This is a genomic window from Megalodesulfovibrio gigas DSM 1382 = ATCC 19364, assembly GCF_000468495.1.
Taxonomy (GTDB): Bacteria; Desulfobacterota; Desulfovibrionia; order Desulfovibrionales; family Desulfovibrionaceae; genus Megalodesulfovibrio; species Megalodesulfovibrio gigas.
On the sequence record NC_022444.1, the window covers coordinates 3,213,580 to 3,237,358 of the forward strand.

Annotated in this window: 27 protein-coding genes; 13 read left to right on the forward strand and 14 right to left on the reverse strand. The window is 66.1% G+C overall.

Translation table 11 applies throughout. The features are described from left to right. Positions 1-83: 83 nt before the first annotated feature. Positions 84-911, forward strand: a complete 828-nt coding sequence (locus DGI_RS14125) for a substrate-binding domain-containing protein (RefSeq protein WP_021761845.1) — start codon at positions 84-86, stop codon at positions 909-911. Between the two features lie 160 nt (positions 912-1,071). Here the strand turns inward: DGI_RS14125 and DGI_RS14130 are convergent, their stop codons facing one another. The 6 genes from DGI_RS14130 to gmd form a co-directional block, all read right to left on the reverse strand. Next, a complete protein-coding gene (locus tag DGI_RS14130) occupies positions 1,072-1,521 on the reverse strand; it encodes a hypothetical protein (RefSeq protein WP_021761846.1) in 450 nt (149 codons plus the stop codon). A 108-nt stretch (positions 1,522-1,629) separates the two neighbouring features. Beyond that, positions 1,630-2,268 carry an OmpH family outer membrane protein gene (locus DGI_RS14135; protein ID WP_027193188.1) on the reverse strand — a complete coding sequence of 213 codons (639 nt, stop codon included), beginning with the start codon at positions 2,266-2,268 and terminating at the stop codon, positions 1,630-1,632. A 61-nt stretch (positions 2,269-2,329) separates the two neighbouring features. Further along, positions 2,330-2,746 (reverse strand): secondary thiamine-phosphate synthase enzyme YjbQ, encoded by a 417-nt coding sequence (locus DGI_RS14140; protein ID WP_021761848.1) that lies wholly within the window; start codon positions 2,744-2,746, stop codon positions 2,330-2,332. Continuing rightward, the gene (locus DGI_RS14145; protein ID WP_021761849.1) at positions 2,743-3,246 is read right to left on the reverse strand and encodes a chemotaxis protein CheD; all 504 of its coding nucleotides are present in this window, start codon (positions 3,244-3,246) and stop codon (positions 2,743-2,745) included. The genes DGI_RS14140 and DGI_RS14145 overlap by 4 nt, the downstream gene beginning before the upstream one ends. Further along, positions 3,233-3,703 (reverse strand): response regulator, encoded by a 471-nt coding sequence (locus DGI_RS14150; RefSeq protein ID WP_021761850.1) that lies wholly within the window; start codon positions 3,701-3,703, stop codon positions 3,233-3,235. Before DGI_RS14150 ends, DGI_RS14145 begins: the two co-directional genes overlap by 14 nt. A gap of 34 nt (positions 3,704-3,737) precedes the next feature. Then, complete coding sequence (gmd, locus tag DGI_RS14155; RefSeq protein WP_027193186.1) at positions 3,738-4,892, reverse strand: GDP-mannose 4,6-dehydratase; 1,155 nt, start codon at positions 4,890-4,892, stop codon at positions 3,738-3,740. Between the two features lie 195 nt (positions 4,893-5,087). On the opposite strand from gmd, the gene DGI_RS14160 reads away from it, so the two are divergent. Together DGI_RS14160 and DGI_RS14165 are read left to right on the forward strand one after the other, a co-directional pair. After that, positions 5,088-5,447: a hypothetical protein gene (locus DGI_RS14160; RefSeq protein WP_021761852.1), complete on the forward strand. Its 360-nt coding sequence runs from the start codon at positions 5,088-5,090 to the stop codon at positions 5,445-5,447. Positions 5,448-5,624: 177 nt separating this feature from the next. Further along, the gene (locus DGI_RS14165) at positions 5,625-6,419 is read left to right on the forward strand and encodes a hypothetical protein (RefSeq protein ID WP_021761853.1); all 795 of its coding nucleotides are present in this window, start codon (positions 5,625-5,627) and stop codon (positions 6,417-6,419) included. A 108-nt stretch (positions 6,420-6,527) separates the two neighbouring features. On the opposite strand, the gene DGI_RS14170 is transcribed toward DGI_RS14165, so the two are convergent. Genes DGI_RS14170 through DGI_RS14200 form a run of 7 tightly spaced genes read right to left on the reverse strand, consistent with a single transcriptional unit; the run spans position 6,528 to position 13,919 of the window. Next, positions 6,528-7,016, reverse strand: coding sequence for a putative V-type ATP synthase subunit K (locus DGI_RS14170; RefSeq protein WP_021761854.1), 489 nt, complete (start codon positions 7,014-7,016; stop codon positions 6,528-6,530). Positions 7,017-7,020: 4 nt separating this feature from the next. Further along, positions 7,021-8,889, reverse strand: a complete 1,869-nt coding sequence (locus DGI_RS14175; protein WP_021761855.1) for a V-type ATP synthase subunit I — start codon at positions 8,887-8,889, stop codon at positions 7,021-7,023. Further along, positions 8,886-9,503: a V-type ATP synthase subunit D gene (locus tag DGI_RS14180; RefSeq protein WP_021761856.1), complete on the reverse strand. Its 618-nt coding sequence runs from the start codon at positions 9,501-9,503 to the stop codon at positions 8,886-8,888. The genes DGI_RS14175 and DGI_RS14180 overlap by 4 nt, the downstream gene beginning before the upstream one ends. Positions 9,504-9,529: 26 nt before the next feature. Then, on the reverse strand, positions 9,530-10,822 hold the full coding sequence (locus DGI_RS14185) for a V-type ATP synthase subunit B (RefSeq protein WP_021761857.1): 1,293 nt from the start codon (positions 10,820-10,822) through the stop codon (positions 9,530-9,532). Next, complete coding sequence (locus tag DGI_RS14190) at positions 10,815-12,566, reverse strand: V-type ATP synthase subunit A (protein WP_021761858.1); 1,752 nt, start codon at positions 12,564-12,566, stop codon at positions 10,815-10,817. The genes DGI_RS14185 and DGI_RS14190 overlap by 8 nt, the downstream gene beginning before the upstream one ends. 49 nt (positions 12,567-12,615) lie before the next feature. Beyond that, complete coding sequence (locus DGI_RS14195; RefSeq protein ID WP_021761859.1) at positions 12,616-13,287, reverse strand: hypothetical protein; 672 nt, start codon at positions 13,285-13,287, stop codon at positions 12,616-12,618. Beyond that, positions 13,287-13,919, reverse strand: a complete 633-nt coding sequence (locus DGI_RS14200; RefSeq protein WP_027193183.1) for a hypothetical protein — start codon at positions 13,917-13,919, stop codon at positions 13,287-13,289. Before DGI_RS14200 ends, DGI_RS14195 begins: the two co-directional genes overlap by 1 nt. A 285-nt stretch (positions 13,920-14,204) precedes the next feature. Here DGI_RS14200 and DGI_RS14205 point away from each other — a divergent pair, with 285 nt between their 5' ends. From DGI_RS14205 to lipA, 7 genes are read left to right on the forward strand one after another with little or no spacing between them, the layout of a single operon-like run. Then, positions 14,205-14,618, forward strand: a complete 414-nt coding sequence (locus DGI_RS14205) for an Hsp20/alpha crystallin family protein (RefSeq protein WP_021761861.1) — start codon at positions 14,205-14,207, stop codon at positions 14,616-14,618. Positions 14,619-14,638: 20 nt separating this feature from the next. Further along, positions 14,639-15,049: an Hsp20/alpha crystallin family protein gene (locus tag DGI_RS14210; RefSeq protein ID WP_235619952.1), complete on the forward strand. Its 411-nt coding sequence runs from the start codon at positions 14,639-14,641 to the stop codon at positions 15,047-15,049. Between the two features lie 54 nt (positions 15,050-15,103). Beyond that, positions 15,104-15,973 (forward strand): EamA family transporter, encoded by an 870-nt coding sequence (locus DGI_RS14215; protein ID WP_021761863.1) that lies wholly within the window; start codon positions 15,104-15,106, stop codon positions 15,971-15,973. A gap of 15 nt (positions 15,974-15,988) precedes the next feature. Next, positions 15,989-17,551, forward strand: a complete 1,563-nt coding sequence (locus DGI_RS14220; RefSeq protein WP_021761864.1) for an ASKHA domain-containing protein — start codon at positions 15,989-15,991, stop codon at positions 17,549-17,551. Continuing rightward, positions 17,532-18,848 (forward strand): small ribosomal subunit Rsm22 family protein, encoded by a 1,317-nt coding sequence (locus tag DGI_RS14225; RefSeq protein WP_021761865.1) that lies wholly within the window; start codon positions 17,532-17,534, stop codon positions 18,846-18,848. The genes DGI_RS14220 and DGI_RS14225 overlap by 20 nt, the downstream gene beginning before the upstream one ends. Continuing rightward, on the forward strand, positions 18,760-19,431 hold the full coding sequence (gene lipB, locus DGI_RS14230) for a lipoyl(octanoyl) transferase LipB (protein WP_021761867.1): 672 nt from the start codon (positions 18,760-18,762) through the stop codon (positions 19,429-19,431). The genes DGI_RS14225 and lipB overlap by 89 nt, the downstream gene beginning before the upstream one ends. Next, positions 19,367-20,251 (forward strand): lipoyl synthase, encoded by an 885-nt coding sequence (gene lipA / locus DGI_RS14235; protein WP_021761869.1) that lies wholly within the window; start codon positions 19,367-19,369, stop codon positions 20,249-20,251. The genes lipB and lipA overlap by 65 nt, the downstream gene beginning before the upstream one ends. Positions 20,252-20,384: 133 nt before the next feature. Here the strand turns inward: lipA and DGI_RS14240 are convergent, their stop codons facing one another. Then, on the reverse strand, positions 20,385-20,645 hold the full coding sequence (locus tag DGI_RS14240) for a FeoB-associated Cys-rich membrane protein (protein WP_034607705.1): 261 nt from the start codon (positions 20,643-20,645) through the stop codon (positions 20,385-20,387). Positions 20,646-20,832: 187 nt separating this feature from the next. Between DGI_RS14240 and DGI_RS17495 the strand changes: the two genes are divergently transcribed. The 3 genes from DGI_RS17495 to DGI_RS19325 form a co-directional block, all read left to right on the forward strand. Then, positions 20,833-22,677 carry an ATP-binding protein gene (locus tag DGI_RS17495; RefSeq protein ID WP_081696876.1) on the forward strand — a complete coding sequence of 615 codons (1,845 nt, stop codon included), beginning with the start codon at positions 20,833-20,835 and terminating at the stop codon, positions 22,675-22,677. Continuing rightward, entirely contained in the window at positions 22,674-23,573 is a 900-nt protein-coding gene (locus DGI_RS14250; RefSeq protein ID WP_021761874.1) for a PhnD/SsuA/transferrin family substrate-binding protein, read from the forward strand. The genes DGI_RS17495 and DGI_RS14250 overlap by 4 nt, the downstream gene beginning before the upstream one ends. 11 nt (positions 23,574-23,584) lie before the next feature. Next, positions 23,585-23,779: hypothetical protein (locus tag DGI_RS19325; protein WP_235621135.1), on the forward strand; the 195-nt coding region annotated here is incomplete at its 3' end.

Consider the following 23,779-nt stretch of genomic DNA (forward strand, 5'->3'; position numbering starts at 1 on the left):
AATATATGCTCGTCGCCAAGCATCCCCGGCCGTCCCGGCGAGGCCACTTTCGCCAACCAATACGACCACCAAGGAGAACCATCATGCATCTGTTCCGTCTTGGCCTGTTCACCCTGTGTCTGCTGGCCCTGAGCGTTTCCGGCGCCCTGGCCGAGGATAAAACCCTGCTCATGGCCACCACCACCTCCACCGCCGACACCGGCCTGCTGGATGCCATGGTGCCCCTCTATAAGAACAAAACCGGCGTGGAGATCAAGTTCACGGCCGTGGGCACGGGCCAGGCCCTCAAACTGGGCGAGAACTGCGACGCGGATGTGGTCATGGTCCATGCCCCGGCTGCGGAAAAGGAATTCCAGGAAAAGGGCTTCGGCATGGACCGTACCGAAGTGTTCTACAATGATTTCGTAATGATCGGACCCAAGGCCGACCCGGCCGGCATCAAGGGCAAGACCGTGGCCGACGCCCTCAAGACCATCATGGACAAGAAGGCCGTGTTCATTAGCCGCGGCGACGACTCCGGCACCCACAAGGCCGAGCAGAAGCTGTGGAAAGCCGCCGGCGTGGCGATTCCTGAAAAAGACGCGTGGTACGTGAGCGCCGGGCAGGGCATGGGCAAGACCATCCAGATGGCCGACGAACGCGGCGGCTACACCCTGGCGGACCGCGGCAGCTTCATCAAATATGAAGACAGCAAGAAGGGCGCGCCCGGCCTGGTGGTTATCGTGGAAGGCGACAAGGCCCTCTTCAACCAGTACAGCGTCATGCCCGTGAACCCCAAGCACTGCCCCAAGGCCAAGCATGATCTGGCCGAGGCCTTCCGCAAGTGGATGACGACCAAGGAAGCCCAGGACTTCGTGGGCGGCTTCACCCTGCTGGGCAAGCCCCTGTTCACGCCCAACGCCAAGCCGTAAGCGCCATCGCCAAACGAGGGGGGAACCCGGTTGCACACGGTTCCCCCCTCCCGCGCGCTCCCCTTCCTACAACTTTATCGTGACGTTGCATCACCATACAAGTCTTTGGAAAGGGGTTCGACGGTTTTCCCCCGAGCGTGCTTCGCAAGAATACTGTTCTTTATGACAGCCGGGCCAGCAGCGCGCGCGCCTGCCCGGCTTCTGTGAAGCGCCAGGCCCCGGGCAACGGCGGTGTGATCTTGTATTCGTCGTCCCGGGCCAGGTGCCAGCGGCGGGAAAGGATCAGCCCCTCGGCCACTCGTCCCGGCACCAGCCAGCCCGATTCCTCCCCATCCAGCAGCAGCACGGCCCAGCAGCCCGTGGCCGCAAACCGCGCCACCACCCGCCGCCGCAGTCCCCAGAAGGGCCGCAGTCCCTTCCTTGCAACGGCGCTGGTGCGCAGGGCAATCCAGCAGCGGCCGTCCCACAGACCATGCCGTGAGGCGGTGAGCCGCTCCAGGCAGGCATCATGCTGAAACAGGCTGCGCGGCGTCACGTCCAGCCGCAGCAGAAACGGGTGCGGCGCATGGCGGGCCGCGCGGGAAGTCGAAGTCTGCAGGCGCGAATCCATGCCGTCGCCTCCAGCTGCAGGGGAAACACAACACGCCCCGCGAGGGAGGGGAGATCCCTGTCTACGGGTTCCCCCCTCGCAAGGCCCTTCTTCCAAAGCGATTGTGCGCTACTGGGCCGGGGCGGCGTCGAACAGGTTGTTGGAGGCCTTGAGCTCGGGACCCTTGAGGTCATCCGCGGGCATGGCGTTCACCGCGGCGAGCACGCCTTCGGTGATGTCGGCCTGCGCGCCGTAGGCCAGGGCGTTTTCCTTGCTCAGGATGAGCTCCAGGCCCTGCTGCTGGCGGTAGTTGGAGATGGCCTCGGTCACACGGGCGCGCATCTGCTCGAAGATCTGCATCTGGGCGCTGCGCATGATTTCCTGATAGGTCTGCACAGCCTTGCGGAAGGAATCGGCGTCGGCCTCGGTGGCGTTGTCCTTTTTGGTTTCCTGGAACTGCTGCAGTTCCTGCTGCAGTTTGGCGTTGAGTTCCTGCAGCAGCTTGTTGGCGGTCACGCCCAGGGTGGATTCCTCGTACAGGCGTTCCTCGTCCACCACACCAATGCTCATGGCCTTGGCGGCAGGCGCGGCAGCGGGGGCGGGGGCGGCGGTGGTGTTCTTGGCGGCTTCGGCCTTGGGGGCTTCCGCTTTGGGAGCCTCGGCCTTGGGCGCATTCTCCTGACAGGCGGAAACGGCAAGCATGGTCCCGAGGACCATAATAACGAGCAGACGGCGCATGGAATTTTTCTCCGAGACAATGGTGAACATGCAAGGACGCATTCCGAAGTCTGTAGCGCTGCGGGGGGATTTGTGCAAGCGGCGGCGGCCGTCACTCGCCGATGATCTTCACCAGCACCCGCTTGCGGCGGCGGCCGTCGAACTCACCATAGAAGATGCGCTCCCAGGTGCCGAAGTCCAGGCGGCCGTCAGTCACGGCCACCACCACTTCCCGGCCCATGAGCTGCCGCTTCATGTGCGCATCGGCATTGTCTTCGCCCACATTGTGGCGGTACTGCCCCACGGGCTCGTGGGGGGCCAGCTTCTCCAGCCAGCGTTCGTAGTCGTGGTGCAGGCCGGCTTCGTCGTCGTTGATGAAGACGCTGGCCGTGATGTGCATGGCGTTCACCAGGCACAGTCCCTCCCGGATGCCGGATTCCTGCAGGCAGGCGTCCACCTCCGGCGTGATGTTGACGAATCCCCGGCGGGACGGGACATTGAACCACAGTTCCTTGCGATAGGATTTCATGCTGTACCTCCCCGGCCGCCCAGCAGTTGCTGCGTCACCTCGCCTGTGTCCGTGCGGAACAGGATTTTGCGGCTCTTGGATCCGCCCACGCTGGACGCAGCCACCCGGACTCCCAGCCGGGCCAGGGTTTCCAGGGCCACTTTGACGTTGCGGCCGGCCACGCTGATGTTTTCCTGGAACAGGGCATTGGCTCCGCCGTACACCTTGGCCACCAGGTGGCGGGGGGGCACGCCGCGGTCGGCAAATTCCGCCACCAGACGTTCGATGGCGCTGTCCACATAGCGGTAGCTGCGGGGGCCGGGGGGCGTGGCCTCCTCATACTCCTTCCAACTGGGCAAGAGTCCGTGGAAGATGCCGCCCATGCGCCGCTCGGGACAAAAGAGCGTCACGGCCACACAGGATCCCAGCACCGTTCGCACCATGGTTGGGGCGGCGAAAAAGCCGCCCTCGCCCACGCCAAGGTGTACCGCGTCCGGCGGGCAGGGGTCAGGCAGATGCATCCTGCTCCCCGCCACAGGCCGGGTCCGGATCCAGTGCGGGGTCTATGGGCACAAGTCCCAGGCCTGTCAACGATTCGCGCATCTGATCGGTATCAAAGGGTTTGGTGAGGTAGTAGTCGGCCTGGGCACCAAGCTGGGCATCGAGCATGAAACTTGGATCATCCAGACTGGTGAGCATGACGACCTTGGCGCGGGTCTCCTCGTCCAGGCCGTGACTACGCTCCAGGCTGCGGATGTCGCGCAGGGCGTCCACGCCGTTGAGACGGGGCATGAGGATGTCCAGCACCACCAGCTGAAACGGCTCGCCGCGCTCCAGAGCTGCCGCATACATGGCCACGGCCTCGCGCCCGTCGCAGGCTTCCTGACACTGGCCATACTTGCCCAGCATGTGCATGGCCACGGTGCGCATGGGCCGGGAATCGTCGGCAATGAGAATTCGCAGGGGAAGTTGCGTCATGGCTGGCGCCTCTCGTCATGCAAGTGCGAAGCATTCATTCAAAATAGTTGCAGATCCTGAAGCCCTCGCGCTTGAGGGTCTCGTCACGCAGGGCGTGCAGCAGGTCGTGGCGGGCCATTTCCTGCACCAGCTCGGGGAAGCTGATGCGCGGCTCCCAGCCCAGGGTCTGCTTGGCCTTGGCGGGATCCCCGAGCAGGGTTTCCACCTCTGTGGGGCGAAAATACCGCGGATCCACGGCCACCACCACATCCCCCACGGAAACACCTTTGAAATCCAAGGGAATTTCCTGCCCATCCACGGGGATGCGTCGCGGGGTCAATCCGGCCACCACGCCTTGCTCTTCCAGCCCTTCACCCTGCCAGGCGATTTCCATGCCCAGCTCGCGGCCGGCCAGAGTCACGAATTCGCGCACACTGTGCTGCTCGCCCGTGGCTACCACGTAGTCGTCCGGCGTGTCACGCTGCAGAATCATCCACATCATTTCCACGTAGTCCCGGGCGTGGCCCCAGTCCCGCAAGGCATTGAGATTGCCCAGGTACAGACGATCCTGCAGGCCCAGGGCAATGCGGGCCAGGGCGCGGGTGATCTTGCGGGTGACGAAGGTTTCGCCGCGCAGGGGGGATTCGTGGTTGAACAGAATGCCGTTGCAGGCAAACATGTTGTACGCTTCGCGGTAGTTGACCGTGATCCAGTACGCGTACAGTTTGGCGCAGGCGTACGGGCTGCGGGGATAGAAGGGCGTGGTTTCCGTCTGCGGCACTTCCTGCACCAGGCCGTACAGCTCGGAGGTGGAGGCCTGATAGAACCGCGTCTGCTGCTCCAGGCCCAGGATGCGGACGGCTTCCAGCAGTCGCAGGGTGCCCAGGGCATCGGCATTGGCCGTGTATTCCGGAGATTCGAAGGACACCTGCACGTGGCTCTGGGCCGCAAGATTGTAGATCTCGTGCGGCTGAGACTCCTGGATGATGCGAATCAGGTTCGTGGCGTCCGTTAAATCACCGTAATGCAGAATGAGCCGGCGGCCTTTTTCGTGCGGATCCTGATACAGATGATCGATGCGTTCGGTGTTGAACAGTGAGGCCCGGCGCTTGATGCCATGCACCACGTAGCCTTTGTTCAACAACAGTTCGGCAAGATAGGCGCCGTCCTGGCCGGTAATGCCGGTGATGAGAGCAGTTTTACGAGACATTCGCATTTGTTCCACTACGGTAAAATGGGTGAAGATGGAAAGCACACCACTGTACGCTGCCTTGCGCGCTGGCGTCAACAACAGGAGCGGCTGCCCCTGCTTGATTCCAGCCGCCCGGCGCGATAGAGGGCCGCATCATCCTTCTCGCAAACCATTGCCGCCCGGCAATGCATCCTCCATGCACAGGTATCCATAATGAAGCGCATCCTTCTGACTTTGCTTGTCTTCCTCGTACCGACCACGGCGGCCGCCCAGTCCGTGGCCGCGTGCGATGACCCAAAAGTGCTGGACCACGTGCAGCACATCGTCCGGGACATGATTTCCCAGCGGCACGGGCCGGAAGTGGCCGGCGACGTGGGCCTGACCCTCGCCGGCATCCAGACCCTGCGCACCGCCCCGGACGGCCTCTCCCGCACCTGTCGCGGCGTGCTGGCCGTGCAGCGCCGCGCCGGTTCCGCCGCTGCCCAGCAGTATCTCACCTACACCATCGAAACCCAACTCGGCGGCCGGACATCCATCCGCTTTTCCGACGCCATCTTCGTGCCGCCACAATAACAGCAACACGACACCGCTCTGCATGCAGCACGGCCGCGTCACAACAGCACGGCCGTGCATCTTTGCATGACTTTACCTTGCCCTTGCCCATTCTTACATGGCTGTTCCGTAAAGAGAACAACAGACACGCCGATGAGGTGTGCATCATCCCCCACGTCTCCATGCGAGGAACAGCCCATGTCCACCATCGCGTCCGTTGCATCGACCTACGACACCTCTGCCCTGTACGCCACCACCACCGCCACGCAATCCGCCAGTTCCACCGCCCTCCAAAATGTTCTGAACACCGCCAACAGCACAAGCCAGAACACGGATCAGACGTCGGTCTCCAAGCTCGGCCAGCTCATGAGCTCCCTGCAGCAGATGGCGTCCTCGGATCAGGACACGTTCAAGAACACGGTGCAGTCCATTGCCGACAACCTGACCCAGAGCGCCAACGAAAGCACCGATGTCGCCCAGCAGCAGGCCTTCAGCACCGCTGCGGCCATGTTTGCCGAGGCAGCCCAGACCGGCAGCATGGACAGCCTGCAGGGGCTGCGCTCCGGCGCGTCGTTCTTCGAAACTGACAGCACCACCGCGACCGGAGCCACGACCGGAACCGGCGGCGACACCGTGACCATTTCCGACGCCGGCAAGGAACTGGCCTCCCAAGGCGAGAGCGAGGACAGCAGCGGCGAGCAGACAGACTCGGAGTCCTCCTCGGACGGCGGTTCCGTGCAGGCCGGTGGCGGCGGCTCCGGCGAATCCAGCAGCACCAGCAGCACCGACACCGTGGAGGAACTGGAGGATCAAATCCAGGAGCTCAAACAGAAAATCACGGCGCTTGAAGAAAAACTGCAGCAGGCCGAGCAGGCCGCCGAATCCGATGACAGCAAGGCGGAAGAGGCAAAGACCATGACCACCCAGCTGAGCAGCCTGAATGCCGAACTGGTTCAACTGGAGACAGAAAAACTGGAAGCCCAGAACCAGTAAGAGAAGTACACGGCATTTTTGAAAAGAATTCCCGGGGGAACACCTTTCTGAAGAAAGGTTCTTCCCCCGCCCCCCTTTCCAAAGACTNCGCAATGTCCTTTTTCAAAACTACACGCTCAGAGTGGACTGGATGAAGACCATGACAAAGAGCGCCACCGTCTCCACCACGCCCAGGGTCATCAGATAGTTGCCGAAGCCCTTGCCGGTTTCGCCCAGGGCATCGGCGCCGGCGGCCCCGGCCCGGCCCTGGAACCAGGCCGAGATGCCCATGGCCAGCCCGCCCAGCACCCCGGCCGTCAGCATGGACGGCCAGGCGATGAAGGCCGGCCCCCCGGCAGCGGCCGCGGCCACCGCCTGATTGCACAGGCCGTTCATGGCGTTCATGAGGATCATGCCGTAAATGGTCTGGGACAAGGGCGCGCCGATGAAGGCAATGATGATGAAGGGCGCGGTCCGGTTCTGCGCATAGCACTTCTTCCAGGCCCCGATGCCAGCCATGCCGGCGGCACCCGCGCCAAGGGCCGATCCCACGGCCGCCAGGCCCAACGCCATGGCTGCGCCGGCCTTGCCCAGGGCCGCCATCATCTGAATATCCATAGATTCATGCTCCTTCTGCCTGCGAGGGACGGGGCGTCGCCGCGGGGTCGGCCGTGGCCGGCCGCGCCGCCGTCGTGAACGGCGCATACGGCCGTCCGGCCCAGGTCAGGCCCATATGGTTGGCGAATTCCAGGGTGTTCAGGCGCACGCCGTGCACCAGCACGCCCATGCAAGCCAAAAGGATGTTGCCGGCGTGGCCCACAAACAGAATGGCCGCGGCCAGCAGCCCGGAAACAGGGCCGGACACGCCGCCGGCAAGGGCCATCTCATTCACCGCCTGGGCCATGGCCAGGGACGCCGCACCCACGGCATACAGACGCACGTAGGACACCACATCCACAAAATTGCTGATGAAGTTGAGCGGCAGCATCACGTGGTTCGTCCATTGTGCCTTGAGCTGCGCCCGCGGCGTCATGAACAGCACGATGAGCAACGCCGAGCCCCCCAGCACCCAGAGCATCCACGGCGGGAACGGCTCGGACAGCACCATCAGCCGCGCGCCGTAGTACATGGTCCAGACCACCCCCAGCCAGCCCACCTGCGCCAGCGCCTGCAGGGACGGCCACAGCCGCAGCACGTTCCAGACATGCGCCAGGGACAGATGCACCGCGCCGAGCAGGAAACACAAAGCCATGAGATTGCGATTGGCCGACTCGCCGGTCAGCCAGTCCAGCCGCAGGCCGTCCAATGGTCCCGGCAGCCGGGCCGCACCGAACCACACCCCGGTAAGTGCGCCCCAGACCACCGTGGCCGTGCTCATCACCCCCAGCAGCACGAAGGCGCGCCGCGGCACCTGCGGCAGCAGCCGCCGGCCCAGGAGGGACGCCGCCAGGAAAAGCAGGCCGTAGCCGGCATCCCCCACCAGCATGGCAAAGAACAGACTCAGGAACACCAGCACCGGCGCGCCCACGTCCGCCTCTGCATAGCCGGGCAGGATGCCCACGGCCTCGAAGACGGTGCGGACGGGGTCCAGCCAGGATGGATACCGCAACAGTGTGGGCGGCTGGGGTTCGGCGTCGTCGTGCGGTGACACAACGGCGGGAGCCGTGAAGGCGGCCCAGCCCTGGTCGGCGCATGCCCTGGCCACGGCAGCGGCATCGGCCGCGGGCACAAACCCCCGCAGATGCGCCACGGGCGTGCCGGCATCCAGCAGGGCCATGCCCTGCCGGGCCTGGATCCAGTGCAGGCCTTGGGCCAGGTCTGCGGCGTACTGTTCCAGCACGCCTCGCTGTGCGGCCATCTGCGCCAACGATTGATGCACCGCCTCCAGCCGGGCGAGTTTCTGCGCCAGCAGACGTTCCACCTCGGCCAGGGCGCGGGAGGGCCAGGGCGCGGGGGGCACGTCCAGTTCCGGCGGCGGCGCAAGTCCCACCAGCACGTGCAGGGAGCCGTCGCCGTTTGCCGCGGACTCCACATCCTGCCATACGGCGTCGGCCACGGCGGGCAGGCGCGCGCCGTTCGGAAATCGGTACAGGGTCAACACCACGCCGGCGGCGCGCAGGGCGGCCAGATCCTCCGTGGCGTAGCGGCCCAGGGGCGCCACGGCCTCGCGCTCGCGCTGCAGGGCTTCCACGGCCTCGGCCAGACGCTCACGCTCTTCCAGCAGGGAACGGGCCTGCTCCAGCAGGACGTCCGGAGCCAGCACGGCGGGGCTGTCGCCGTCCTGGGACGATGCCGCCGGCAACCGGTCCAGCACGCTGCGCACCCTGGCCAGACGGGCGGCCAGGGCATCGCCGTCGGCATCGGCGGCCTGCGTCTGCGCCTGGGTCACGGCGGCCAGATGCACCACGCCCAGCGCGCCCAGGGCGGCCAGGGTGGTGTCGCGGTCCGCGGCGGGACACAGCAGTTCCAGGCGGTGCATGGGGACGATCACGACGTGCTCCTCCGGCGTTCCTTCTGACGGCCCTTGGCCATTTTGGCCCGGACCACGGCCGCGGTTTCCAGGTCTCCCAGGGCGATCTTGATGCGGCGGATATGCTCTTTTGCTTCGGGAATCTTCACCTTTTCGAACAGGTTGACCCGCTGGGAGGTGGTGCGCAGCTCTTCGGCCACGGCTTGGCGCTGGCGGTGCAGAAAATGGATCTCCAGCTGCAGCACGGCCAGCCTGCGGGCCGTCTCCAGGCCCTGATCCACCCACAGGGGCGAGGCGGCCAGGGGAGCCAAGGGCGGCAGGGTCTGGATGAAGGCCACCTCGTCCAGCACTTCCACACTCACGCCGGCCACATTGGCCTGGCGCACCTGCAGGGACTCCACGCGCATGTAGGGAATCATGTCGAAGGGTTCCGCGAACAGGGCCAGCCAGTTCGCTGCGCCCTCCTCCACCGCGGCCAGGGCCTTGCGTTTTTCCACCAAGGCCAGGGAGAGCCGCCGGATCTCCGCCTGCAACTGCTGCTTTTTGAGGATGAGGGTGGGCAGAAACCGCGTGAAACGGGCCAGTGCATCGCGCTGGGCCTTGAGTTCTTGCTTGGTGAACTTGATTGCGGCCATGCCTGCCCTTCCTCAGCGGCCGTCCGTCAGGCCGGCCAGAATTCTTCGACCAGGGCCGAGGGGATGGCCGTTTCCCGCCGCTCGAAACTGCGGGCCAGGATGCTCCAGCCGCGGTCCAGGGCGGCTTCCAGGGGCAGATTGACGGACAAATCCATCATTTCCGCCTCAAACAGCGCCGCATAGGTGAGCAATTTGCGGTCCCAGGCATTCATGCGGAAGCCCATGGCCTGTTTTTCCTTGGCCTCCCGGGCCTCGGCGTACAGCTGGATCATCACGTTCATCACCGTGCGGTGGTCCTTGCGGGTCTTGTCGTTGACCAGCTGCTTGAGCCGCGAGAGGGAGCCGAAGGGTTCAATGCGTCCGTCCTTCAGGTAGAACTGGCCCTCGGTGATGTAGCCGGTGTTGTCCGGCACGGGATGGGTGACGTCGTCCCCGGGCATGGTGGTCACGGCGAGCACGGTCATGGAGCCGGCGCCGTGGAAGTCCACGGCCTTTTCGTAGCGCGAGGCCAGCTGGGAATACAGATCGCCCGGATAGCCGCGGGTGGAGGGGATCTGCTCCATGGTGTTGGCGATTTCCTTGAGGGCATCGCAGAAGTTGGTCATGTCCGTCAGCAGGCAGAGCACGCGCCGGCCCTGGAGGGCAAAGGCCTCGGCCACAGCCAGGGCGATGTCCGGGGCGAGCAGGCATTCCACGGTGGGGTCTGCCGCGGTATGGATGAAGAGCACGGCCCGGGACAGCGCGCCGTGTTCCTCCAGTATATCGCGGAAGAAGAGATAGTCATCATGCTTGAGGCCCATGCCGGCCAGGACGATGACATCCACCTCCGCCTGCATGGCAATGCGCGCCAGCAGCGGGTTGTACGGCTCCCCGGCCGAGGAGAAGATGGGCAGCTTTTGCGACTCCACCAGGGTGTTGAAGATGTCGATCATCGGAATGCCGGTGCGCACCATGCGCGAGGGCACCACGCGCTTGACGGGATTGACCGGCGGGCCGGTCACCTCGATGAGGGCGTCCGCCAGGGCCGGGCCTTTGTCTCGCGGCAGGCCGCCGCCGGTGAAGATGCGGCCCAGCAGGCTTTCGGAAAAGTGCATGCGCACGCCATGGCCCAGAAAGCGAATTTTGGCGTTGGTGGCCACCCCCCGGCCGCCGCCGAACACCTGCAGGTACACGCGGCCGCGTTCCAGGCGGATCACCTGGGCCAGGGAGGAATTCTTGGGCGAGGAGACCTCGGCCAGTTCGCCGTAGGCCACGCCATCGGCCTGGACCATGATGACGTTGCCGGCAATCTGCTCAATGCGGTGGAAGATTCTATGCATCCCTGGCCGCCTCCTGGCATCGGGTGCGGATGGCCCGTTCCGCCTGCTCGAATCCGGGGTCATCCATGGGGACGCGGTTGAAGTCCAGAAACGTCTGGGTCAGGGACAAAAAGAACCGCTTGGCCGAGTCCTTATCCTGCATGGCGAAGTCCATGGCCAGGATCCCGGACACCAGGGAGAACACCCGGCGCTGGCGGTCGGCGTCGGTGGCGCCGTCCACGGGATCGTAAGCGTCCTGCTGCAGGTACACGGCGTCCAGGAATTCCGCTTTCAGATACAACAGATAGTCCTCCAGAGACGTGCCCTCGTCCCCCACCACCTGCATCATCTGCTTCACCTCGAAGCCCTGGGTCAGCAACTGACGCGCGGCGGCCACCTGGGCGACATCAACCACGCCGTCGTAATGGCTCCAGGAGCCCAGGGGATCGATGGCCGGATAGCGCCGGGCGTCGGACCGGGCGCGGGAGAGGCCCAGGAACGCGCCCACCACCTTCAGGGTGGCCTGGGTGACGGGCTCTTCGAAGTTGCCGCCGGCCGGGCTCACGGTGCCGCCGATGGTCACGGATCCCGTCTCCCCGGTATGCAGGCGCACCACGCCGCCGCGCTCGTAGAACGCAGCCACCACGGATTCCAGATACGCCGGGAAGGCCTCCTCCCCGGGAATCTCCTCCAGCCGGCCGCTCATCTCGCGCAGGGCCTGGGCCCAGCGGGAGGTGGAATCCGCCAGCAGCAGCACCTTCAGCCCCATTTGCCGGTAGTGTTCGGCCATGGTCACGGCGGTGTAGACGCTGGCTTCCCGCGAGGCCACGGGCATGGAGGAGGTGTTGCAGATGATGATGGTCCGCTCCATGAGGGAACGGCCGGTGCGGGGGTCTTCCAGTTCGGGAAAGGTGCGGATGGTCTCCACCACCTCGCCGGCGCGCTCGCCGCAGGCAGCCACCACCACCACATCCACGTCGGCATGACGGGAGGTGATCTGCTGCAGCACGGTCTTGCCCGCGCCGAAGGGGCCGGGAATGCAATACACGCCGCCCAGGGCCACGGGGTTGTACGTGTCTATGATGCGGATCTTGGTGGTCATGGGCTGGGTGGGCCGCAGACGTTCGGCATAGGCAGTGACGGGAATCTTCACCGGCCACTGCTGAGTGAGGCGGATTTCGTGCTCGCGGCGGTCTTCGTCCAGGACCACGGCCACCACATCATCAATGGTGCAGGGGCCTGCCTCGGCCAGGGACACCACCGTGCCCCAGCCCTTGAGCCCGTACGGGACCATGATTGCATGGCGGAAGATGGCCTCGGGCACGTGGCCCACGGGCATGCCGGCCCGCAGGCGTTCGCCGGGCCGGGTGCAGGGGGTGAAGTCCCAGCGACGCTGCGCGTCCAGGGGGCGATAGTAGCTGCCGCGGGCCAGGAAGAAGCCGTGCTCCGCGGCAATGGCGTCCAGGGGGTTCTGCAGGCCGTCGAAGACCTGCCCCAGGAGGCCCGGCCCCAGCTCCACCGAGAGCAATTCCCCGGTAAAGATGACCTTATCCCCCACGCACAGGCCGTGGGTGGCCTCGAAGACCTGCACGTCGGCATAGCGGCCGCGCACGCGGATGACTTCCGCTTTCAGGCCCACGTGGCGGCCCTGCTCTTCCAGCCGCACGTAGGCCACTTCGTTCTGCACCACGGGCAGATCGAACTCCACGGTAACGAGGTTGCCGCCCACGCCCACGATGCGGCCGATATTTTCTGAATGCTGCATGAATGTGTTGTCCTGCCTGCGGGGATTGCGCCTTCTGCACCAGCACGGGCTAGTGGAGGAGGGATTCCTGTCTGGCGGCGTCTTGTCCTGCCTGACGCCCAAAGGCGTCTTGTCCTCGGACTGCGTACACACGCAGATGTCCCGCCTGACGCATGTGTGCGTCTTGTCCCGCCTGACGCCCCAGCGCGTCCAGCCCCAGGCGACCCAGGGTTTCCAGCCTGCGCCGGCCCTCGTTCGCGTTCCACTGGGCCCAGCGCAGGGCCAGGCGCAGCCGGCCGGCATACGCAATGAGAAACGCCTCACCAAAGGGACTGGTGGTGGCGAGCTCGTCCAGAAACTGTTCGCGGATCCTGTCCAGGGCCACTTCCCGGGCCAGCGGATCCGGCGCGGTGAAGGCCTGCTCCACGGCATGCTCCAACGCCACGGACCAGCCCTCGTGCTCCTGCAGCGCAAGGGGCGAATCCACCGGACGCAGACCAGCCCGCCGGCGCTGCACGGCATTGGACAACTGGACCTCGAAATTCGCATACGCCCTGGCTGCGGGGTGGCTGGCTTCCTCCAGCGCGCCTTCAAGCACGGCCTGCAAGTCCAGCAGCAGTTCTTCCGGCACATGCGCCAGGCACGCGCCGATGAACTCGTCCTGCCCCAGCGGCGGCACGCCCCCCGGCTCCCGCAGGCTGATGGTAGGCAGGCTGGACACCAAATAATAATACGCTGCCACTATGACTCCCCCCCGGAAGTTTCCGTGCCGATTTCCTGAGCCGCCGCGGCCAGATGCTCGGCCAGAACCGGCCGCACCAGCAACGCCAGACTTTCGGCGATGGCCTGGCTGGTGAAATCGATGTACATGTGCCCCTCGCGGGCTCCCAGGCGAAAGCCTTTGAGGATGTCTGCATCGGCGCGGATCTCCACGCCCTGCATCAGCTCCTCGCGGAACTTGCGCAAAAAGAAGCCGGCCAGGGCCTCTTTGTCCTTGGGTGAGAGGATGATTTCCAGATCGTGTTCCCGGGGCGAGCCAGCGCAAGACCCCGCCACCCGCTCCAGCATGCGCACCAGGACGTCGCGATCCAGCGTCCTGTCCACCTCCTCCTCCACCACGGCGACAAACAGTTCCTGGATGGAGGCCCGCAGCGTCAGCAACAGATCCCGCGCCGCATGGCGCAACGTCTTTTCAGACTGCCGACGCCAGCGCTCGGCGTCTTCCCTGGCGGCCTGGCGCAAGGCTTCGGCCTCTTCCTGGGCCTGGGCGCGAATGGCCCTGGCCTGGTCTCTGGCGGTCTGCACCAGGGCATCGGCCTCGCTGCGGCCCTTGTCCACGGCCTCGGTGCGAATGCGCTCCAGCAGCGCAGCCATTGCATCAGCCATCATTCCCCCAACGGCACACGGCGTCTTGATTCATTGCGATCCTATTCCACGGTTCATCGATGCACACTGCAGACTTCACTCAGCACCCTATCGTGTTTCCATGGCCCATGTAAACCATGTGCCTATGAAATTTGGGAGACTTTTCTGCTACGCCCGGCGACGCGCCATGCGTCATTCCCCATTGACTGCCACGCCGGCGTTGTTACTATGAACATCGATTGCGCCCCGCAGCGTACACTGATTTTGCCAACGGACTGCACCGGAGCATTGCCCATGGTCATCGACTTCAGCCCGTTCTTCGCCGGCCGCCCGCAACTGGAGCGGCTCTTCGACAGGCGCTGGCCCCTGGCTGGCGGCTGGCCTGCCCAGCCTGTGTTCCCCCTGCTCAATGTCAGCCACGACGAGACCGCCATTTACATGCACTGCCGGCTGCCCGGCGTGAACATTGAGGATGTGGAGCTGATTCTGGCCGGCGACACCCTGACCATCAAGGGCGAGCGCAAGCCCGTGCAGGGACGCTACTACCGCCAGGAACGGCCCAGCGGCCCCTTCCAGCGGGTGGCGACCATCAACGCCCCCATCGACCAGGACGCCATCAGGGCCACCCTCAAGGATGGCATCCTGGCCATCGTCCTGCCCAAAGCCGCCCCCAGCGCCCCGCGCACCATCGCCATCGCCACGCCATAACCCGCCCAGGAGCGCCCGCCATGGCCGCCAGCACCACCCCGCCCGGCATGCCCGCCCACTGCCCCTGCAACGACGCCCCCTCCCGGGAACTCCATTGCCTGGTGCCGGAAACGGACATCATCGAATTGGAAGACGGCTTTCACCTGTTTCTGGACATGCCCGGCATGGACAAGCACAGCCTGCGCATTGCCCTGGAAGGCAGCGAACTGACCGTGCTGGCCCGGACCCGCTTCGACCTGGACACGGCCATGCGCGGCGCCAAGACCCTGGCCCACCTGGAGTTCGGCGGCGGCGAGTATCGCGCGGCCTTCACCATTTCCGACGACGTGGACCGCGAACGCATCAGGGCCACGGTACACAACGGCGTGGTGGATCTGCACCTGCCCCGCTCCCGCCGGGCCACCACACGCATCGAGATTCTGCGCGGGTGATGCAGCGCCCTGCAGCCCTCTTGACGCGGCATGCCGTGCGCGTATGGTGCGCCGATGCTCTGGTTTTTTCTTGCCTTGGCCACGGCGGTCAGTTCTGCATCGGAGGTCGCACTGGCCAAGCGCTGGTATGGCGACCTGGACACCCTGGAGATGCTCGGCGTGCAGCTGCTGTGGAGCCTGCCCGTGCTGCTGCTGGGGCTGGTGCTGGTGGAGGTGCCGGAAATCAAGCCCGGTTTCTGGCTGCAGTTCGCCGTGCTGGTGCCGGTGAACGTGCTGGCCAGCCTGTGGGTGTTTGCCGCAGTCAAGGAATCCCCCCTGTCCCTCACCATGCCCCTGCAGGCCTTCACGCCCCTGGTGATGCTGCTGCCGGCATGGCTCATGCTGAACGAAGCGCCCTCCTGGGTGGGGCTCTCCGGCATCATCCTGATTGTCATGGGCAGTTACGTGCTCAACGTGGATGCCCTGCAGGGCGGCGGCGTCCTGGGGCCGTTCCGGGCCATCCTGCGGGAAAAAGGCGCGCGGCACATGCTGGGCGCGGCCGTGCTCTTTGGGCTCTCCGCGGTGCAGGGCAAGGATCTGGCCCTCAAGTCCTCGGTATTGTGGTCCGCGGCCATGTTCTTCACGGTCAATCATCTGGTGGTGCTGAGCATCATCGCCGTCCGGCGGCCCGGCGGCTTGGCCAGGATGGCGGCCCGCGCCAAGCCGGGGATACTCGTCGCCAGCCTCTGGGTGGTGCACATCCTTTCCCATTACTGGGCCATCATGCTGACAGACGCCGCCTACATGGTGGCCATCAAGCGCCTGAACGGCCTGGTGGGCGTAATCCTGGGGGGCATGCTCTTCCGGGAAGACAAAATCCGCCAGCGCCTCATCGGCGCCGCCTGCATGAGCGCGGGCGCCGCCGTGCTGGCCCTGTGGGCCTGAGGCGGGCCTGATCTCATGGACCCCATGGACCCCATGGCCATCCGCCAAGACACCCTGCTGGCCCGGCTCTTCCATCAGGAGGACGGCCCGCCGCGCTCCCTGTGCAACGGCCTGGGCCGCTGCGGCCGCTGCCGGGTGCGGTTTCGCACCAATCCCCCTGCCCCCGTGCCGGCGGAAACGCAGGTCTTTTCCGACAAGGAACTCGCCGACGGCTGGCGACTGGCCTGCCGGCATCCCGATTCGCCAGCCTCGATCCGCGATCTGGACATCCCCAAGGCCCTGGATGTGGGCGAAGCCGTCTGGAACGTCTCCCCGGCAGCGTCCGAACCCGTCCCCTGCTGTCTGGCCCTGGATCTGGGCACCACCACCCTGGACTGGCGGCTGGTGACCGACGGCCGCGTGCTGGCGCACGGCCGCAGCCTCAATCCCCAGGGGGTCATGGGGGCGGAGGTGATGAGCCGCCTGGCCTGCGCTGCCGACTCCCGCTGCGCCGCCCGGCTGCGCCACCTGCCGCGGGAGTTCCTGCAGGCCCTGATCCGGGAAGCCGCGCTGCGCGGTCTGGCCCCCGACCGCGCCTGCGTGGCCGGCAACACCGTCATGACCTCCCTGCTCCTGGGCCGGGACACCGCCGGCCTGGCCGCCGCGCCCTACCGGCTGGAGCATCCCGGCGGCTGCGAGGAGCGCCTGCCCGGCCTGCCGCCGGTGTACATCCCGCCCCTGGCCGGCCCGTTCCTGGGGGCGGACCTCACCGCCGGCCTGGCCTGGCTGGTGCGGATCCGGCGCACGGCCTTCCCGTTTTTGTTGATGGATCTCGGCACCAACGGGGAATGCATCCTGGCCCTGGACGAGCACAACTTCCTGGCCACCAGCGTGGCCATGGGGCCGGCCCTGGAGGGCGTGGGGCTCTCCTGCGGCCGTCTGGCTGGTCCCGACGTGGCCACGGCCGTGCGTCTGACCCCGCGCGGCCTGCGCTGGTTGGACTGGCAGGGCCGCGCCCTGGAGCATCCCGAGGCGCTCTCCGGCACCGGGGCCCTGGGGCTGGTCCATGTGCTGCTGCAGACAGGTGTGCTCACCGAGGACGGGCACTTTGCCAAGGATGCCCGTCACCCCCTGGCCGAACGACTTCTGGAGGATGTCTGCGTCCTGCGCGGGGAGCCCGTCTTCTGTCTGGATGAATTCGGCAGTGTCCGTCTCACGGCCACGGACATCGAACAGCTTCTCAAGGTCAAGGCCGCCTGCAACGCCGCCACCACGGTGCTGTTGCAGGATGCCGGCCTGACCTGGGCCGATCTGGCCGCCGTCTGCCTGGCCGGCGCCCTGGGCCGACACCTGGAACCCGGCGTGCTGGAAGGCACGGGCTGGCTGCCGGCCACCGTGATGCAGCGGCCCGGGGTGGTGCAGGCTGTGGGCAATTCTTCCCTGGAAGGCGCGGCCCTCTTGTGCGAAGATGCAGCCGCCAGGGAGTGGATCCAGGCGGCGTCAGCGCGCATCCAGGTGCGCAATCTGGCGGAGCTCCCGACATTTCAACAGCTATTTCTGGAAAGGATGACCTTCCGCCATGTCTTCCGTCACCGCTGATTTCCCTGCCTTCGGCCCCGGCCGCACCCTGCTGCCTCCCCTGCCCGGCGAGGCCCGCCAGTTGCTGGACAAGTACCTCATGCACCTGGGTGCAGTGCTGCCCCTTACCCCCAGACACCGCCGCGACCTGCCCGTGGCCGTGGTCGAGCTCTCCATGCTGCTCACCAGCGAGCGCGGCGAACGCCGGCCGGACTATCTGCAAACCCCGCGCCTTCATGCGGCCTACTGCTGGCATTTTCTGCCGTGGAACCTCTTCCGCCTCGGCCGCCTGCTGACCGGCATGGCCTGGGCCTTGGAGGATCTGGAGGATGGCGACGTCCTGCTGGACGTGGGCGCAGGCCCCCTGGCGCTGACGCAGGCGCTGTGGATGGTCCGCCCGGATCTGCGGGAAAAGAAGCTGCGCTGGATCTGTCTGGATCGTGCCCGCAAGGTCATGCAGACCGGCCGCGAGCTTTTCGACAAACTCACCGGCGGCAACAGCCCCTGGGATATCCAGCTCGTGGGCGAAAGCCTGCAACGCGGCCTGCCGCAGGTGCTGCAAGGGCACGGCCCCTTCCGACTGGTGACCGCGGCCAACGTGATCAACGAAGCCGTGGGCAGCAGTCACGGCGAGGAGACCCTGGCCGAGCGCGTGGCCCGGCTGCTCGATCCCCTCACCCGCCGCCTGGACGAATCCCGCGGCCGGCTGCTGCTGGTGGAGCCCGGCACCCGCCTGGGCGGCACCCTCATGGGGCTGGCCCGCGAATCGCTGCTGGACGACGGGTTTTCCGTCCTCGCCCCCTGCACCCACCACGCCGAATGCCCGCTGCTGGGCCGTAACGCCCCGGGCTGGTGCCACCAGCTCATGGATGTGGACGGCGCCCCGGAATGGCTGCACGAACTTGCCACCCTGGCCAAACTGCCCAAGCGTCAGGCCAGCCTGTCCATGCTCCTGGCCGGCCGGCAGCCCTCGCCCCTGCCTGCCAAGGCTGTGGCAAAACTGGCGCGGGTGGTTTCCTCGTCCTTTCCCCTGCCCTCCCAGAACGCCATGGGCCGCTATGCCTGCGCCGGCGAAGGCCTGTTGCTGCTGGTGGAACAGGCCAAGGCCCCTTTACGGGCCGGCGGCGAGGCCATAGAATACCTCCTGGAAGGCCCGGCCCGGCGAGACGCCAAATCCGGCGCGCTCCTGGCCCGTTCCCCCCACTCTCCAGCCCCGGTGGCGCACCGCGATGATCGTCCAACACCTCGGCCTCGTCCCGTATCGGACCGCCCTCGCCCTGCAGGAGGCCCGCCGAAAGGCCGTGGCCGACGGCGCTGAGGAAACCGTTCTCCTCTGCGAGCATCCGCCGGTGATCACCCTGGGTCGTCAGGCGCAGCCGGCGTCCCTGCGCATGCCGGCGGCTGCGCTTGCGGCCAGGGGTGTGGAGGTGGTGCCCGTTTCCCGCGGCGGCGACGTCACCTGTCATTTTCCCGGCCAGCTGGTGGCGTACGTGTTCGTGCGGCTGGGCAAACGGCCCGGCGGCCTGCACGGGCTGGTGCACACCCTGGAAGAGACGGTCATCCGCCTGTTACAGACGCGGGGGGTGGCCGCCGGGCGCGCAGACGGCCGCCCCGGCGTGTGGGTGGAGGATCGCAAGATCGCCTCCATCGGGCTGGCGTTGCGGCAATGGACCACTTGGCACGGGCTGGCCCTGAACGTGGGGCCGGATCTGTCCCTGTTCGATTGCATCATCCCCTGCGGCCTGGCCGGCGTGACCATGACCAGCCTGGCGCGCGAGCGCAACGCCGCAGGCCAAACCGGCGCTTCCCCGGGAGTGGCCGACTTGCTGGACGACTATGCCCGAATCCTCCGTCACGCCCTTGCGCCTGCCCCCCTGGCTCAAGGTGACCCTGCCCGCTGACAAGCACTTCGGCCAGACCCGCAAGCTCCTGGACGACCTGCGTCTGGCCACGGTCTGCCAGTCCGCCCGCTGCCCGAACATCTTTGAATGCTTCGGCTGCGGCACGGCCACGTTCCTGCTCATGGGCCGCCAGTGCACCCGCGGCTGCCGCTTCTGCAACATCGGCGAGGGCCCCCCCGCGCCGCTGGAAGCCGATGAGCCGGCCCGCGTGGCCGAGGCTGCCGCCCGCCTGGGGCTGGCCACGGTGGTCATGACCTCCGTGACCCGGGACGACCTGCCAGACGGCGGCGCAGGCCACATTGCCGCAGCCATCCATGCCGTGCGCCAGCGCCTGCCCCAGGCGCGCATCGAGGTGCTCATCCCGGATTTTCAGGGAGATGCCGCCGCCCTGCAGGCCGTACTGGATGCCCGGCCGGACTGCCTGAATCACAACGTGGAAACCGTGCCCGGATGCTATGCCCGCGTCCGGCCCCAGGCGTCCTATGCGCAGTCCCTGGAGCTGCTGGCCCGGGCGGCGGGGCAGGGATTCGTGGTCAAAAGCGGGATGATGGTGGGTCTGGGCGAGACCGACGCCGAAGTGCGCGCCGTGCTGGAGGATCTGGCCCGGGTCGGCGTAACGGCCGTCACCATTGGCCAGTATCTGCCGCCCAGCCGCCGCCACATGCCCGTGACGCGCTATGTGCATCCGGACATCTTCAAGGAATACGAAGTGTTCGGAAACAACCTGGGCCTGGAGACCGTGAGCGGCCCGCGGGTGCGCTCCAGCTACCACGCCGGCGAGGTGCTGGAAAAGCTGGCCGGCCGCGCCGCTGCGGGCTAGAGCATTTTTATTTTGAACAAGGATTTTGCGAGAGGGGAAACCTTTTTGCAAAAGGTTNAGAACCTTTCTTCAGAAAGGTGTTCCCCCGAGAACTCGTTTCAAAGATACCTTGCTCTAAAGCCCGGCAGCTCCGTTACTGCAGACGCTGCGTGGGCGTGTCGTCCTTGGGGTCCTCGCAGGTGCAGCCCAGCCCCTGGCTGCAGCCGCAGCCCGAGCCGTCCCGGGGGCGCAATTCTACGAGCTTGCCTGACGTCTTGAACGACGGGCGCGACGCCGAGCAGCCGGCGCTGCCGCAGCCGCAGGCTCCGCCCTTGCCCGTCAGCGGGCGGGCAAATTTGCGAAACACGTACACAGCCGCCGTGGCGACGATGAGCAGAACAATGGCGGTTTCCACGCGAGACTCCTTGGTGAAAGCGGGAGAGCATGTCCCGCCCAATTGAAAACTACTTTCAATTATAGCGGCGCTCCAAGGCTGTCAAGCCCGGGGAGCCGCCCTGTCACGCAACTGTGACACAGTGCTGCTATCTCCCTGAAGCATCTCATCAACGAGCGGTCAGGCATCCACCGCTTGAGGGGCTTGCTTGCGTACGGATCGCTTGTCACTGTTGCGCCGGGGTCCTTCCCTGCTTTTGGCCCTGCTGTGGGTCCTGCCGTGGGCATGCGTCTGGTGCAGCCCGGAGGCGGCAACTGCCGAAACATTGCGCGTGGTGCTGGAAAGCGCCCGGGCGCCTCTTTCCAGTCGCGACCAGCAGGGCCGTCCCCACGGCATGGCTGTGGAGTTCTGGGAAACCTGGAGCCGACGCAGCGGCGTGTCCCTCTCCATTTCCATGCTGCCGCTGTACGATGCGCTGCAGGCCCTGCGTCAGGGCGAGGCCGATGCCGTGCTCGAATACGCCCACACCGGTCAGGCGCCACCGGGGCTGGCCCTGGGCAAGTCGTATGCCAACCTCCCAGTCTTTCTGTTTTTCTCCCAAAAATTGTCCGGCATCAAGGACGTGAACGACCTTGAAGGCCTGCGCCTGGGCGTGGTGGCCGCCTCGGCCGAGGCAGCCACCATGGCCGAGCGCGTGCCCTTCGGCACGGTGCTGGTGGCCTATCCCACCACGGAAGCCCTGGTGGCCGCGGCCAGCCTGGGCGAGGTGCATGCCTTCCTGGCGCCGGCCGCCGTCGCCGCGCAGCATCTGGCCAGAACAGGCGCACTGGAGGAGTTCCCCCGCCTGCGGGATCCCGTGCTCATTATGCAGGTATCTGTGCTGGCTCGGGAGGAGAATGCCGCGGTCCTGACTGCCCTGGCGGGCGGCATGGACGAGGCCATGTTCCTGGAGCGCAAGGCCATTGAGCTGGCCTGGCGCGGCCATTCCCTGACGCAGGACATGCCGTGGCGGGTGCTGGGGGCCGTGCTGCTGGTGCTGCTGGGGCTGATGGCGGCGGTGCTCTGCTGGAACCGGCAGCTGCAGCGCCGTGTGCGGCTGGCCACCACTGAACAACGCAGCCTCAACGATGCGCTGGAAGAGGAAATCCGCACCCGGCGAGCCGCGGAGGAAGAACTTGCCCGGCTGAACCGGCTGCTGGAATTCCGCATTGTGGAGCGCACCAAGGCCCTGGGGGAAAAGGCCCTCCAGTTGCAACACGTCAACGAGCGACTGCGCCGCATGGACGAGGCCAAGACGGCGTTTCTGGCCGCCGTATCTCACGAATTGCGCACGCCCCTGACCTCCCTGCGCGGCTTCTCCAAGCTCATTCGCAAGGATTTCGAAAAGTCCGTGCTGCCCTGCCTGCAGGGCGATGCCCTGACCCGGGCCGAGCGCATCCTCCAGAATCTGATCATCATGGACGCCGAAGGCGACCGCCTGTCCCGGCTCATCAACGATTATCTGGACCTCTCCCGCATTGAGGCCGGCCGCATGATCTGGCGCGATGCCGAGATCAATCCCGGCGACTGCGTCCAGCACGCCTTACGGGCCGTTGCCGGCCAGGTGGCGGAAAAGACCCATCTGGACCTGCACGTGGACACCGCCCCCGGGCTCCCCACCCTGCACATAGACCCGGACCGGCTGGAACAGGTGCTCATCAACCTGCTCTCCAACGCCCTCAAGTTCACCCCCCGCGGCGAGGTGTGGCTGCGCACCACGGCCACCCCCGGCGGGGTATGCTTTGCCGTGCAGGACACCGGGCCCGGAATTGCCGAAACCGACCGCGAGCGCATCTTCGACAAGTTTGAGCGGCTCATCCTGGATGACACCCTCCAGACCCCGGACGCCGTGGGCACAGGGCTGGGGCTCTCCATCTGCAGGCAGATCGTGGAGCACTACGGGGGCAGCATCCGGGTGGAAAGTGAACCCGGACAGGGCAGCACCTTCATTGTGGAGCTTCCCGTGGCAGAATCGGCGGACGCATTGGACGAACCTCAGGGGGACAACGCATGATCCGGCTCGTATTGTTATGCTGCGTGATGGTGCTGGGGTGGGCGGCGCACTGCCCAGGCCAAGCCCTGCAGTCCCCGGCAACGGTCGAGCCGTTGCACCTGCGGTTTGGCGTGACGGACATGGTGGGCCTGGAGCAGGCCCGGGACGAATGGGGCGGCTTTGCCCAGACCCTGGAGGCGCTGGCCGGCATCCGCCTGGAGTTCGTGCCCATGACCCGGCGCGACGATGCCTTGCGCGGCTTTGCAGACAAGACCATGGACGTGGCCCTCACCGGCCCGGCGGAATACGTGGTGCTGCGCAAGCGCACCAAGGCCACGGTGCTGCTGGGTTTTTCCCGGCCGGACTACTTCAGCGTACTGGTGGTGCTGGCCGACGGCGACATCAAAACCGTGCGCGATCTCAAGGGCAAAAAAATTGCCTTCAACGTGGTGGGCTCCACCTCCGGCCACTTGGCCCCCATGCAATTGCTCAAGGACCTGAACCTGGATCCCCTGCGGGAGGTGACGGCCATCCATGCCGCACCCCAGGCCGCCTGGGAAGCGCTGTTGCGGGGGGATGTGGCCGCCTTTGCCGCCTCGGACAGCAGCTTCCGCAGCCTCCGGGATGCGGACCCTTGCCGCGGGCCTGGCGAATTCCGCGTACTGGCCCGCAGCGGAGACCTGCCCGGAGATCTGCTCATGGTGGGCGCGCATGTGCCCAAGGCCCAGACATTGCGTCTCAAGCAGGCCCTGCTGGACCATGCCCCGGCGCTCATTGAGGCCATCGTCCGCCACCCTGGCAATGCCAAATACCGGGGCATGCGGTTCCTGCGCTCCATGCAGGACAAGGATTACGATCAGATCCGCGCCATGTACGGCGCCGTCGGCTTTCCCGCCTATGCGGAATTCCTGCAGTAGCCGCCAGGGGCTTGCCTGATCGCAAGGGCATGCGTATTCGAAAAGCAGTGGCGGTTGTCATGAACCCTGCCGGAGCAGGGAAGATATTAGGGACACCGTCCGCGCCAGGGCTCCGGACACTGGCGCTTTTTTTGTGGGCAATGCACGTCGCCAGAAAGGGGATTCGGGGGAAGAACCTTTTAGAGCATTTTAATATTGAAAAAGGA